14 protein-coding genes are annotated in these 12,048 nt (G+C 64.5%); 12 read left to right on the forward strand and 2 right to left on the reverse strand.

The window, feature by feature from the left end:
• Nucleotides 1-216 precede the first annotated feature (216 nt).
• From P6U27_RS15230 to P6U27_RS15280, 11 genes are all read left to right on the forward strand, one after another.
• Nucleotides 217-3,387 (forward strand): CheR family methyltransferase, encoded by a 3,171-nt coding sequence (locus tag P6U27_RS15230; RefSeq protein ID WP_407194271.1) that lies wholly within the window; start codon nt 217-219, stop codon nt 3,385-3,387.
• The gene (locus P6U27_RS15235; protein ID WP_122402819.1) at nt 3,387-4,133 is read left to right on the forward strand and encodes a Crp/Fnr family transcriptional regulator; all 747 of its coding nucleotides are present in this window, start codon (nt 3,387-3,389) and stop codon (nt 4,131-4,133) included. Before P6U27_RS15230 ends, P6U27_RS15235 begins: the two co-directional genes overlap by 1 nt.
• Before the next feature lie 559 nt (nt 4,134-4,692).
• A complete protein-coding gene (locus P6U27_RS15240) occupies nt 4,693-4,899 on the forward strand; it encodes a hypothetical protein (protein ID WP_244607976.1) in 207 nt (68 codons plus the stop codon).
• A 136-nt stretch (nt 4,900-5,035) separates the two neighbouring features.
• Nucleotides 5,036-5,236 carry a hypothetical protein gene (locus tag P6U27_RS15245; RefSeq protein ID WP_122406619.1) on the forward strand — a complete coding sequence of 67 codons (201 nt, stop codon included), beginning with the start codon at nt 5,036-5,038 and terminating at the stop codon, nt 5,234-5,236.
• A gap of 272 nt (nt 5,237-5,508) precedes the next feature.
• Nucleotides 5,509-5,718 carry a hypothetical protein gene (locus P6U27_RS15250; RefSeq protein WP_122402822.1) on the forward strand — a complete coding sequence of 70 codons (210 nt, stop codon included), beginning with the start codon at nt 5,509-5,511 and terminating at the stop codon, nt 5,716-5,718.
• Nucleotides 5,715-5,918, forward strand: a complete 204-nt coding sequence (locus P6U27_RS15255) for a hypothetical protein (protein ID WP_244607977.1) — start codon at nt 5,715-5,717, stop codon at nt 5,916-5,918. The genes P6U27_RS15250 and P6U27_RS15255 overlap by 4 nt, the downstream gene beginning before the upstream one ends.
• 65 nt (nt 5,919-5,983) lie before the next feature.
• Complete coding sequence (locus P6U27_RS15260) at nt 5,984-7,060, forward strand: flavodoxin family protein (RefSeq protein ID WP_122402824.1); 1,077 nt, start codon at nt 5,984-5,986, stop codon at nt 7,058-7,060.
• On the forward strand, nt 7,057-7,959 hold the full coding sequence (locus P6U27_RS15265; protein WP_122402825.1) for an NAD(P)/FAD-dependent oxidoreductase: 903 nt from the start codon (nt 7,057-7,059) through the stop codon (nt 7,957-7,959). Before P6U27_RS15260 ends, P6U27_RS15265 begins: the two co-directional genes overlap by 4 nt.
• Nucleotides 7,960-7,986: 27 nt before the next feature.
• Nucleotides 7,987-8,931 (forward strand): cation diffusion facilitator family transporter, encoded by a 945-nt coding sequence (locus tag P6U27_RS15270; protein WP_407194272.1) that lies wholly within the window; start codon nt 7,987-7,989, stop codon nt 8,929-8,931.
• A 116-nt stretch (nt 8,932-9,047) separates the two neighbouring features.
• A complete protein-coding gene (locus P6U27_RS15275; RefSeq protein WP_122402827.1) occupies nt 9,048-9,377 on the forward strand; it encodes a four-helix bundle copper-binding protein in 330 nt (109 codons plus the stop codon).
• A 10-nt stretch (nt 9,378-9,387) separates the two neighbouring features.
• A complete protein-coding gene (locus P6U27_RS15280) occupies nt 9,388-9,576 on the forward strand; it encodes a hypothetical protein (protein ID WP_209296165.1) in 189 nt (62 codons plus the stop codon).
• Between the two features lie 97 nt (nt 9,577-9,673).
• Here the strand turns inward: P6U27_RS15280 and P6U27_RS15285 are convergent, their stop codons facing one another.
• On the reverse strand, nt 9,674-9,931 hold the full coding sequence (locus P6U27_RS15285; protein ID WP_174221578.1) for a hypothetical protein: 258 nt from the start codon (nt 9,929-9,931) through the stop codon (nt 9,674-9,676).
• Between the two features lie 286 nt (nt 9,932-10,217).
• Here P6U27_RS15285 and P6U27_RS15290 point away from each other — a divergent pair, with 286 nt between their 5' ends.
• A complete protein-coding gene (locus tag P6U27_RS15290) occupies nt 10,218-10,592 on the forward strand; it encodes a hypothetical protein (RefSeq protein WP_122402829.1) in 375 nt (124 codons plus the stop codon).
• 4 nt (nt 10,593-10,596) lie between these two features.
• Here P6U27_RS15290 and P6U27_RS15295 read toward each other — a convergent pair whose 3' ends face one another.
• Nucleotides 10,597-11,967 (reverse strand): polysaccharide deacetylase family protein, encoded by a 1,371-nt coding sequence (locus P6U27_RS15295; protein ID WP_122402830.1) that lies wholly within the window; start codon nt 11,965-11,967, stop codon nt 10,597-10,599.
• Between the last annotated feature and the right edge of the window lie 81 nt (nt 11,968-12,048).

Consider the following 12,048-nt stretch of genomic DNA (forward strand, 5'->3'; position numbering starts at 1 on the left):
GCTCGGCCCGCCTGATCAGGCCGGCGAGCTCCTCGGAGATGGGCATCGCGGGTTCCTTCGCAGTGCTGGCGAGCATGGACCTTTCGGCCGGAGCTGACAACGCTGAACGCTTCGGGACATTTTTGCGTTTGATCTATTGGGATAATATTGATTTCTGTTATTTGCAGGAGCCGGGCGCCTGTTGGTCCCGGCGAGCGAACGAGAGCCATCAGAGCCATGCATGACGTCGGCGACCAGCCGGTCCAAGGAGAGCGCCAGATCAAGACTCCGCTGATCATAGGAGTGGGCGCCTCGCCCGGTGCGCTGGACAGCATCGAGCGCTTCTTTGCCAAGCTGAGCTTAGGCGCCGATCAGGCCATCGTGCTGGCGCTTCAGCACCACGAGAGTTTTGACGAGCAACGGCTGCGCGGAATCGTGCGTGCGTCCAATGGCGGCAAGGTCGCCGATATCGGCGACGGCCACGCGATCGAAGGCGGCATGGTCTATCTGTGCCCGCCGGCGATGATTACCACGATCCAGAACAACCGGTTCGCGATTCGCAAGGCCGAACAGGCGCCCGGCGAGCGGGCCACGATCGACAGCTTCCTGGTCTCGCTGGCCGAGGAACGCTCCGAGCAATCGATCAGCGTCATTCTTGCCGGCACCGGCGGTGACGGCACGCTCGGCACGGCGACGCTCAAAGATCACGGCGGCCTCGCCATCGCCGAAAGGGTAGCGAGCCAGGACGAGGCTGAGCATCTGCGCAACGGCAACACGCCCGCCGCCATCGCCGACTATGTGCTGCCGCCGGAAGATATTCCCGAGCACATCCAGGTCTATGCCCGTCATCTCAGGCGTCTGGAAGAGAAGCAGGGCTTCGATGAGGTGCTCGCAGCGGCCGCGTCGTCGCTGTCGCGCATTGCCGACATCCTGCGCAACAAGACCGGCAATGATTTCCACGGCTACAAGCAGAACACCTTCCTGCGCCGCGTGCAGCGGCGCATGCAAGTGGTCCAGATCGACGACATCGCTGCCTATGTCGATTACTTGCGGAACGACAAGGACGAGGCCCAGCACCTCTTCAATGATCTCTTGATCGGGGTCACCGAATTCTTCCGCGACAAACGCGAATTCGAGGTGCTGGAGACCCAAGTCATCCCGAAGATCTTCGAGGGCAAGGGTGCGGGGCAGCAGGTGCGCGTCTGGGTGCTCGGCTGCGCCACCGGCGAGGAGGCCTATTCGATCGGCATCCTCCTGCGCGAGCATATGGCGCGGATGGAATCCGCGCCGCAGGTGCAGATCTTCGCCACCGACATCGACGGACGGGCGCTGGCGACCGCACGGGTGGGGCGCTACCGTACCAAGATCGAGGCAGAGGTGACGAGCGAGCGCCTGGCGCGCTGGTTCGTGCGCGAGGGCGACACCTATTGCGTGGTGAAGGAGCTGCGCGAGATGTGCATCTTCTCGCAGCACAACGTCATCAAGGACGCGCCGTTCTCCAAGCTCGACCTCGTCTCCTGCCGCAATCTGCTGATCTATCTCAATGCCGAGCTGCAGAACCGGGTGATCCCGCTGTTCCACTTCGCGTTGCTGCCGGACCGCTATCTGTTTCTCGGAAATTCCGAGAACGTGACGCGGCACCCGAAGCTGTTCGCGCCGGTCGACCGACGGGCGCGCATCTTCAAGAAGCTGGAAACCGGAACGCGGCTGCCGCCGGAATTTCCGATCACGACGGTGGCGGGCAGGGTGCCGGCCGAAGTGCCGGCGCCGCGCTCGTTCGGTCCCGACGTCGGGCTGGAGCGGCGCGCCCAGCGCATCGCAGAGCGCTATGCGCCGGCCTACGTCATCACCGATGACAATTTCCAGATTTTGCACTTCTCGGGGCGCACCGGCCGCTATATCGAGCCGACGGCGGGTGCCGCCTCGCTCGACCTGCTTCAGCTCGTGCACCGCGATCTGCGCCTCGAACTGCGCACCGCGCTCAGCCGCGCTGTCGAGACCAACGAGCCCGTCCATGCCGAGCAGGTGCAACTCGGGGTGAACGGTCACCGTGTCGTGGTCGACATCACGGTCGAGCCGGTCCAGGACGGCGCGGGCGGTCACCGAAATTTCGTCGTGCTGTTCAAGGACGGCCCGGTCCGAATGATCGAGGCCGATCAGGGCAACCCCAACGCGCTGGTACGCACTGAGCATGTCGAGCGCCTCGAAACCGATCTGCGCGCCACGCGCGAGCGCCTTCAGGCGACCATCGAGGAACTGGAGAGCACCAACGAGGAGCTGAAATCCTCGAACGAGGAATACCAGTCGCTCAACGAGGAGCTTCAGTCGGCTAACGAGGAGCTGGAGACCTCGCGTGAGGAATTGCAGTCGGTCAACGAGGAGCTGACCACCGTCAACGGCGAGCTGGCCCACCGTGTTCAGGAATTGACGCGCGCCACCAGCGACCTCAAGAATTTCCTCGAGAGCACGCAGATCGCGACTGTATTCCTCGACAATGATTTGCGCGTGATGAACTTCACGCCCGCGATCACGCACCTGCTGCATCTCGTCGAAACCGATACGGGCCGGCCGATCAGCCATATCAAGGCGCGCATCCCGATCGAGGAGCTCTATGACGACGTCCGCCGCGTGCTGCGCACGCTGGCGAGCGTCGAGCGCGAGCTGACCGCGCCTGACAGCGGCACCCGTTACATCGTGCGTATCCTGCCTTACCGCAGCATCGACAATTTCATCGCGGGCGTCGTCATCACCTTCATTGACGTCACCGCGATCACTCGCGCCGAGGAGCGCCAGCGCCTGCTGCTGGCCGAGCTCCAGCACCGCGTTCGCAACACGCTCGGTGTGGTGCGGTCGATCGCCCGCCGCTCGGCGGAAACGAGCTCTACCGTGGAGGAATACGCCTCTCATCTCGATGGTCGTCTCAACGCTTTTGCCCGCACCCAGGCGCTGGTGACCCGAGATCCCGAAGGCGGCGTCGATCTCGAATATCTCGTGATCGAGGAGCTGCTTGCCTACGATGCCCGCGAAGGCGAGCAGATGCGGGTCTCCGGGCCGACGGTGCGCTTCCAGCCCAAGGCGGCGGAAACCTTCGCACTCGCGATCCACGAGCTCGCGACCAATGCGCTCAAATACGGCGCCCTGAGCCAGCCGACCGGTCACATTGAAGTGACCTGGCGCGTCGATGAGAGCGTTGAGCCCGCGGAGCTGGTGTTCGAATGGCGGGAGCGCGGCGGGCCGCCCGTGACCCCGAGGCCTCGAAAAGGATTTGGTACCGATCTTCTGGAGCGTACGCTGGCATTCGAGTTCAAGGGCCAAACCAAGATGATATTCAACCCTGCGGGGCTGCAATGCACAATCACCGTCCCGCTGAGCAAGCGCGCCTTCCACACACCCGTGGTGGCGGCCTGATGCCGTTGTCGACGGTCGATCGCAGCGCATTGCAGCCGGTCATTCGCCGGCTGAGCGCGCTGAGGCCGTTGTCGACCGAGGCCCGCGCATCGCTCGAATATGCCATGCTCGAAGGCCTCCAACGTGCCGGAGCGGGCGAGGACCTGATCTCCGAGGGCGACCCTGTCGATAGCGTCCGCGTCGTCCTGTCCGGCTGGCTCTGTCGCTACAAGACGCTCGAGGATGGGCGACGCCAAATCGTCAATTTCATCTTCCCGGGCGAGAGTTGCGATGCGCATGCGTTCCTGCTCCCGGTGATGGATCATTCCATCGCGACGATGACGCCTGTGGTCTACAGCGAGATCAAGCGCGCGCGCTTCGAGAGCCTGATGGCAGGCGACCGTTCGCTCGCGGAGGCGTTCTGGTGCGAGACCCTCGTCAACATCGCCATTCAACGCGAATGGGCGATCAATCTCGGCCGTCGCGTGGCGGTTGAGCGCGTCGCCCATCTGTTCTGCGAAACGTTCGAGCGGCTTCGCGTCGTGGGGATGGTCGACGGCAATTCCTGCGTCATGCCGGTGACGCAAATGGATCTCGCGGATGCCACGGGCTTGTCCGTCGTTCACCTCAATCGGACTCTTCAGGAGCTGCGCGCGTCGGGGCTCATCATCCTGCGCGAGCGGATGCTGACCATCCCAGACCTCGATGCGCTCAAGAACGCGGCGCTATACTCGCCGAGCTATCTGCAGCTCTATCGAGGAGACTGAAGCGACGCGATGAAGCCGGCCTTCGTTATCGGGACCCGCTTCGTCGGTGACATCCCGCCGGAACGTCGCCGGAGCGGCCCCCTTGCGATCATCGCGGTCTGCGGGGCTGTCTGTCCTGCGCACCCTCACCTTGTTCGCTTGGAAAAGGCTCGTGAGTTCGTCGGCCGAGAAACGTATCCGGTCGGGGAAGCGTCAATACCTCCCACGATTCACGGATGGCCTTGCGAACCTGCTCCGCGTGCTTCTCGTCGGACGCCAAAGGATAGTGAGACTGCTTCGCCATCGGGCGCTCCCCGGATGATCATGCAGGCGGGAGCACCCTACGTCTCTCAGCCACCGGCGCCTACGGGCGGGGCGTTAGCCGGTGATGAACTGACCATACACCTGCCGCGGCGTTTCGGCCAAGGAAATCGGGGATCTGCCGGTCAATTCCCGTTCCGGACATCGATCATAGGTTGAGAAACCGTCCGAGAGGGGTTGTGAAGGCTTGATCCAAGTTAATGAGCGAGGCTCTTTGAGCGATTGGCGCAATATGAGTAACCTATGCAAGAGAGTGCCGTTGAACTCTGTTGCATCATGGCTGATGCCTGATTCCCTGTTTGCCCGCGCTAGACGTGCTATCGAGGAGAGCCGCGCCCTTCGGGAGCAGCATAGACAGGCTGCGGGTCACTACGGCGAAACCGTGAACGATTTGCGTTTGGCCATCATGGACAGCGCCATGCTTCGCTCGGAGATCAAGGCGCGCCGGGACAACGAGGAACCATAGCTCCGGTCTTTTCGCAGAAACGGGCAACCGTTCCTCCCCCACAACGTTGACCGTCTGCCAGGCTGCGCGGCTCGGCACCCGCCAGACGTCAGAACGCAACGGCGCGCTCGACCTCGTGCACCAGGGAGAACGCCTGATGACGACGCGACATCGGTTCAAGCATATAGAGACTCTGGAGGCGCGGCTCGCCGCCGAGGCGGAGCGACTGCGCCAACAAGCGAGCACGCTTCCGCCCGGCGCCGCGCGCGACGAGATGTTGCGCAAGGCGCGCCAGGCGGAAACAGGGTCTCAGATGAGCGAGTGGCTGCGGTCGCCGGGCCTGCAGCCGCCCGAATAGATTGTCTGCCATGATGATCCGCCTTCAAGTCGTCTTTGAATATGCGCGTTGACATTTCGGTTCCGGCGCGGTCCGGATCTCGCTCGCGCGAACTCATGCAGCGTTAACTTATTGAAATGCCGGAACCGGCTGTTGCGGCGGAAGCTACAAACGTTGCCGGGCTGGGCCGCCCCAGCCGGTAAGCGAATTGAGTGGCAATAGAATTTGGGCCCCGGCGCCAGATCCCCCGCCGGGGCTGATTTCCTTCCAACCGATTATCCGCGACAGTGCAAATGACCGCCAAACGTAACCGCAGGAAACAGACCCAATCGCTCCAGGAGCGGCTGGCCGCCTTCGCCGAAAACGCCCGCGAGCGCGCCCGCACCCTGCCGCCGGGCAGGGAACGTGAGATGCTGCTGCAACGCGCCAAACAGAACGAAGTCACCTCGAACCTGACAGACTGGTTGAGCGCGCCCGTCTCCCCAAGACGAGGACAAACATGATGGGGAGCATCAAGCATTACCGCGCGTTTCAGATCGATCCTGATGGGCACGTGTTCGGATGCATCAATCTGGTCTGCGACGATGATGAGCAGGCCAAGCGCGAAGCGGCCGCGCTCGTGCTGGTCCATCGCATCGAGCTGTGGCGGCTCGACCGGCGGATCGCGCAATTCGACGTGCCGCAGGAGCCTGCTCGCGGGTAGAGCCCTGGGAACCCCGCGCTGCGCGCCGGGTTGGTCGAATGATATCGACCTCGCCAGGAGCCAGCATGACGGACGCCGACGTTCGCAAGGGGATGCCACCCGTCAAGCTGTCGCGCGAGGAGTTCGAGCGCCGCTACAAGCGTCAGTTCGTCGATCCCGCCTTTGCCCCGCTCGGACGGGAGCTCGATACGATCACCGCTGCGGCCTGGGACGCCTACAGCCATTCGCGCAAGGCGCCGTTGACGCGGAAGGCGGGCCCAGGCTTCTCCGATCCCGACTACGATCTTGCCGTCGACTGGCTCGATGCGCGCGCAAAAATCCTGGAGGCGCAGCGGCGGCACGACGATGCCGACGAGACGCCGCGCATTCTCCTCATCAACGGCTCGACCCGCAGCGAGCACACCTGTCCCGGCGAGATGTCCAAGACCTGGCGGCTGGTCAAGCTGGCCGAGCCCGTCCTCGTCGAGATGGGATTTGCCGTCGACATCCTCGATCTGTCGCGCCTCGCCTCGGAGTTCGGCAAGACCATTCATCCCTGCAAGACCTGTGTCGGCACCGCCATGCCGCTCTGCCACTGGCCGTGCAGCTGCTATCCGAACTATTCACTGGGGCAGACTGGCGACTGGATGAACGAGATCTATCCGCTCTGGGTTGCGGCCCACGGCATCCTGATCGTGGCGCCGGTGAACTGGTATCATGTGCCCACCGGGCTCAAGGCGATGATGGACCGCATGGTCTGCGCCGATGGCGGCAATCCCGATCCGACTGCGACCCACGGCAAGAATGCCGCTGAGGCCAAGGCGCTGGAGCTGAAGGGCTGGTCCTATCCGCGCCATCTCGCCGGCCGTCACTTCGGCGTCGTCGTTCACGGAGATGCGGTCGGCGCCGCGGGCGTGCGCCGGGCGTTGTCGGATTGGTTGACCGACATGCAGCTGATCTCGGCGGGCCGCTACGCCGAGCTCGACGGCTATGTCGGCTATAGGGAGCCATACGCCACCTCGCATCGCGATCTCGATGAGGACAGCGAATTCCAGCACGAGGTGCAGAATGCGGCGCGTGCGCTCGGCAACGCAGTCCGGCTGGCAAGGAGCGGGCGTTTCGGCGATCCCGGTGCCGGTCTTGTGGACCCCAAACCCAAATGACCGGCGCGCCGCCGCTTGAATGCCTGATCGTCGGAGGCGGCCCGGCCGGGCTGATGGCCGCGATCTATCTGGCGCGCTTCCGCCGCCGCGTCTGCGTCGTGGACACTGGCGCGAGCCGGGCGGCGCTGATCCCGCGCAGTCGCAATGTCCCGGGCTTCGTCCACGGCCTGTCCGGCACGGAGCTGATCGAAAGGATGTCGGCCCAGCTGGACGAGCTCGCCGTCACGCGCGTGGACGCCGAGGTCACCGACTTGCAACGACACGATCGTGGTTTTCTGGCGAGCTGGAATGGCGGCGCGCATGCAGCCGCCACCGTCGTCCTCGCCTGCGGGATCGTCGATACCCATCCGCCGTTCGACGAATGGCGCGCCGCCGTCGCGGATGGGCTCTTGCGCTACTGCCCGATCTGCGACGCCTTCGAGGCGACCGGCCGCCGCATCGGCGTCATCGGCCCGCTGGCGCGTGCTGCGGGCAAGGCGCTGTTCCTGCGCGGCTATTCGCGCGACGTGACGCTGCTCGCAACCGAGCCGGATGACGATCGGGCCGCAACGTCACGGCTGGCCGAGGCGGGCGTGGAGGTCGTGCGTGCGCCCGATCTGCGTTTGCAGCGGAGAGGCGATGGCATCGAAGCGGTCTTCGCCGACGGCCGCACGGCGCAATTCGACATGATCTATCCCGCGATGGGCGCTGAGGTGCGCTCCCAGCTCGCGATGGCGCTGGGTGCCGAGCATACCGTTGAGGGTTATCTGAAGGTCGACGACCATCAGCGCACGTCGATCCGCGGGCTCTACGGCATCGGCGACGTCGTCACCGACCTGCACCAGATCTCGGTCTCGTTCGGCCACGCCGCAATTGCCGCCTGCACCATCCACAACAGCGTGCCGGCGCGATTGGCGTGAGAAGCGGAGTATCGGACATTGGCGAACATGGCGGCAGGATCATCCACGAAGACCTCTGTCTATGCGGCGCTGCTCGGCAATGTCCTCGTCGCGGTCACGAAGATCGGCGCCGCCGCATGGACGGGAAGTTCGGCGATGACGAGCGAGGCGGTGCATTCGCTCGTCGATACGACCAACGAGATCCTGCTGCTCTATGGCTACCGGCGCGCGGCCCGTCCACCCGACGAATCCCATCCGCTTGGCTACGGCCGGGAGCTGTATTTCTGGAGCTTCATCGTTGCGCTGCTCATCTTCGCGCTGGGCGCCGGCGTCTCGCTGTTTCAGGGCATTCTGCACGTCGCCGCGCCCGAGCCGATCGAAGATCCCATCGTCAGCTTCGTGGTGCTCGGCCTGTCATTCCTGTTCGAAGGCGGCTCCTGGCTGATTGCCCTGCGGCGCTTCAGGTCGGACGCCGAGCGGTTTGGTTACTATCAGGCTTTCGTCCGCAGCAAGGATCCTCCGGCTTTCATGGTGCTGCTCGAGGACAGCGCGGCGCTGCTCGGTATCGCGATCGCCGCCGCGGCCACTGCAGCTGCCGTATGGCTGGACCAGCCGGTCTGGGACGGGGTTGGTTCGATCCTGATCGGGCTGTTGCTGGCGACCGCGTCCGTCGCGCTCGCGCGCGAAAGCAAGAGCCTTCTGATCGGCGAGCCTGCAGATCCGGAGCTTGCGCGCTCCATCCTAGAGGTGGCAAGGCGCTCGCCCGGCGTGCTCAGGGCCAACGGCCTCCTGACGGTGCAGCTATCGCCGGCCGAGGTCGTGGTGGCCTTGAGCATCGAGTTCGCCGACGACAAGCGCGCCGACGATATCGAGCAGTGCGTCGTTTCGACCGAGACCGAGATCCGCAGGCGCCATCCGAGCGTGGCGGCGCTGTTCATCAAGCCGCAGACCGATGCCCGCTACCGGGCGGCGCGGGCGCGGCGTTTCGGCTAGAGCCGCATCATGTGGTTCCAGGTCGTCACAATCGGGGGGAGGGCAGGAACGATGAAAGCGTCGCCTTGGTTGAGTTGAGCAGGGGCGGCATGGACGCGCAACTTGGGAGAGAACGGATGGCCCGATCCGAAGAGATGACCCGCTGCATCGAACTCTGCATGAGCTGCTACCAGACATGCCTCGGCACGGCGATGAACCACTGCCTCGAGACAGGCGGCAAGCACGTCGAGCCAGAACACTTCCGCCTGATGATGGCCTGCGCGGAGATGTGCCGGACCGCCGCGCATTTCATGCTGATAAACACGCCGCACCACAAGCATACATGCGCTGAGTGCGCCGAAATCTGCGGCGAATGCGCCGAGGATTGCGCGCGGATCGGCGGCATGGACGAATGCGTCGCGATCTGCCGCTCCTGCGCGCAATCGTGCCGCGCAATGGCGGCGTGAGGAGGGGCCCATGCTGGAAGAAAAGCTCAAGGAAGCGATCGTCGGCGAGTTGCAGCGTCAGGCCGCCGACCGGCCGCAATCGCTCAAGGTCCAGGGCGCGAACGATGGAAACCGCTCGGAGGAGCTGACCGTCAACGGCAAGATCGACGTTGGCGCGCTGGTCATGGTGATCGCGGGATCGGTCGCGGGCGGGCCCTAAAGCATGATCCGGAAAAGTGCGAAGCGGTTTTCCGGAAAGATCATGCGTAAACAACAAGCTTAAGCGCGATGACGATTCATCCAAATCTCATCGCGCTTTAGCCATACTCCTCGCCGATGCCGTATTCCCGGTAGATCTCCAGCGGGTCGAGCTCGGGAAACAGGCGGCATTTGGCCTGCGCCAGGTGCAGGCTCACCGCCGCCGGCTCCTTGCCGTTCGCGAGCAGCTTGCGGATGTCCTCCATATGGGCGTTCGGCCGGTGCTTCGGCTCGAGCTGCTCCAGCGCGACCAGGGCGGTCGCGAGCGCCTCGGTCAGCACCCAGTCATCGTGGCCCGTGATTCCCTTTTTCGACATCGGCAGACCCCAGATGTGGCGGCAGCTCCCAAGTCTATCGCGACTTCGGCCAAATCGCCATTGAGCCGTTGCGGCCGCCGGCGCCGCCATGGACCGGCGACGTGCTCCGGCTTGCATTATGGCCGCGTGTGGCTAAAAGGCGGCGGGTGCGGGGCGATCGTATCTCTGTCGAAATAAACTTGGCGTAGACGGGCCTGCACGGCATCCAGGCCGGCTGTTCCGGTTTGGCCCCTGATCCCGTACGCGCAACGATCCGATTGCGCTACCCCTCAAGGCTCGAGCGCGCATGGTCTTTCTCAGCTTCGTCTATCGCTTCTTCACCAACTTCGCCTTCATGGCGATGGTCTATTTCAGCCTGAACTTCATGGAGAAATATCAGAACCGGGCGATCATCGCGATCCTGGTGCTGGTCTATGCCGCCATGCGCGCGGCCTCGACGCTGCGCGCATTCTATTTCTTCCAGAAGATCGAGAAGCTGGAGGCCGAGACCAAGCGCCTCCAGGCTCCGATCAATGACGGTTCGGGCGGAACCACGGCGCGCAAGCAGGTCGTCGCCGACGTTGCGCGGCTGCGGCGCGACGGCGAGCTCAAGTCCTATATGGACCTGTTTTTCCTGGCGCTGATCGTGCTGCTCTGCGTCGCCGCCATCATGCGGCAGTGAGGGCTTAAACGCGCTTCTTCAGGCTGGCGACGCGGGTCGGGCGGGGCGTAGCGCGCTTGGAGGCCGCGTCCTTGACCGCAATCCCCTTGGCCGCAATCCCCTTGGCTGCAGTCACCTTGGCTGCAGTCCCCTTGGGTGCAATGTCGATGGGCTGCGCGGCATGATCCGGTGCCGCCGACGCTGTATGCGCCGTACGCCGTCCTTGCAGCTTGGCTGCCTTGCCCTTTGCTGCTTTGCCCTGTGCTGCCTTGCCCCTGGCCGCATGAGGTGGCTCGGCTGCCATCGCCAGCCGGGTTGCGGCACGCCGCGACAAGGTCGTCGACAGCAGCACCTCGACCGAGCCCTCCGGAATTGCGAACAGATCGCGGTCGGGCACGGGCAGGGTGGATGCGATATCCATCTGCCCCTTGGTCCGGCGCGGCAGCAGCGGCTGATGCTCGGTCTGCGCATTGAGATCGGCCAGCGCGGGCGCCGGCAGCATCCGGGTCTGCGTGAATACGAAATTCGGCACGCGCGGCCAGCGTGCGATCGGCGTCGTTTCGGTCGGCGGATGCAGCAGCCATTCCACCGCCGTGGTCGGCGTCGCCGGCCGCTCGGCGGTCGCGGGCACCACATGGACGATGCGATAGCCGCGCGCCTTGAGGTCGCGGATGATCTTCGGCAGCGCCGCCACGGTGCGGGCCTGGATGTCGTGCAGCAGCAAAATGCCCTTGCCCTTGGCCTCCAGCCGCTGGATCGCGAGCTGGTAGACGCGGTCGGACGATACGTGCCGCCAGTCGTCGGCCGGAAAGTCGGCGCTCCACACCTGGATGCCGCGCGAGATCAGAAGGTTCTCGACGCCCTCGGCGCGCATCAGGCCGGGAATGCGGAAGAACGGGGCGAGCTGGGACGGATCGGTCATCGCGGCCGAGGTCCATTCGATGCCGCCGTTGATCTCGGCCTCGGCCTTTTCGATCGGCATCCGGTCGAAGGTCAGCGGATGGTCCATGCTGTGGGTGCCGACGGTGTGGCCCGCCGCGACCAGCTTGCGCACGCCTTCCGGATTGGCCTTGGCCTGGTTGCCGATGATGAAGAAGGTCGCCTTGATGCACTCGTCGGCGAGGATCTTGAGGACCTGGTTGGAATATTTCGGCAATGGACCATCGTCGAAGGTCAGGACGACCTCATGGTCCTTCAGCGGCAGCGTCTCGCGGTACTGCATGGTGCCGATGCGCGGATGCTCGCGCGGATCGACCACGAGGGTGCGGGACGTCCCGAGCGCGTCCGGGTGACCGGGGCAGTCGGCTGCATAAGCTGCCGGCGCGCCCACGGTCAGCAATCCCAGACAGAGGACGATCCACGATCGCGTCCGAACTACAACGCTACTTCCGATCATGAACCCGGTCTGCCCTCATAAGCGATTGCCGCCATTCTAGGTCGGAGCTGCACCGAAACGGTTCAGGCGCACGTCCCCTCC

It is taken from the genome of Bradyrhizobium sp. STM 3566 (assembly GCF_045571445.1).
Taxonomy (GTDB): Bacteria; Pseudomonadota; Alphaproteobacteria; order Rhizobiales; family Xanthobacteraceae; genus Bradyrhizobium; species Bradyrhizobium vignae.

What these genes read in the sequence shown, in the direction of transcription:
- P6U27_RS15285 (WP_174221578.1), bottom strand. Translation starts at nt 9,931, where the DNA reads ATGTCGAAAAAGGGAATCACGGGCCACGATGACTGGGTGCTGACCGAG.
- P6U27_RS15265 (WP_122402825.1), top strand. Translation starts at nt 7,057, where the DNA reads ATGACCGGCGCGCCGCCGCTTGAATGCCTGATCGTCGGAGGCGGCCCG.
- P6U27_RS15255 (WP_244607977.1), top strand. Translation starts at nt 5,715, where the DNA reads ATGATGGGGAGCATCAAGCATTACCGCGCGTTTCAGATCGATCCTGAT.
- P6U27_RS15270 (WP_407194272.1), top strand. Translation starts at nt 7,987, where the DNA reads ATGGCGGCAGGATCATCCACGAAGACCTCTGTCTATGCGGCGCTGCTC.
- P6U27_RS15230 (WP_407194271.1), top strand. Translation starts at nt 217, where the DNA reads ATGCATGACGTCGGCGACCAGCCGGTCCAAGGAGAGCGCCAGATCAAG.
- P6U27_RS15295 (WP_122402830.1), bottom strand. Translation starts at nt 11,967, where the DNA reads ATGATCGGAAGTAGCGTTGTAGTTCGGACGCGATCGTGGATCGTCCTC.
- P6U27_RS15260 (WP_122402824.1), top strand. Translation starts at nt 5,984, where the DNA reads ATGACGGACGCCGACGTTCGCAAGGGGATGCCACCCGTCAAGCTGTCG.
- P6U27_RS15250 (WP_122402822.1), top strand. Translation starts at nt 5,509, where the DNA reads ATGACCGCCAAACGTAACCGCAGGAAACAGACCCAATCGCTCCAGGAG.
- P6U27_RS15290 (WP_122402829.1), top strand. Translation starts at nt 10,218, where the DNA reads ATGGTCTTTCTCAGCTTCGTCTATCGCTTCTTCACCAACTTCGCCTTC.
- P6U27_RS15245 (WP_122406619.1), top strand. Translation starts at nt 5,036, where the DNA reads ATGACGACGCGACATCGGTTCAAGCATATAGAGACTCTGGAGGCGCGG.
- P6U27_RS15235 (WP_122402819.1), top strand. Translation starts at nt 3,387, where the DNA reads ATGCCGTTGTCGACGGTCGATCGCAGCGCATTGCAGCCGGTCATTCGC.
- P6U27_RS15275 (WP_122402827.1), top strand. Translation starts at nt 9,048, where the DNA reads ATGGCCCGATCCGAAGAGATGACCCGCTGCATCGAACTCTGCATGAGC.
- P6U27_RS15280 (WP_209296165.1), top strand. Translation starts at nt 9,388, where the DNA reads ATGCTGGAAGAAAAGCTCAAGGAAGCGATCGTCGGCGAGTTGCAGCGT.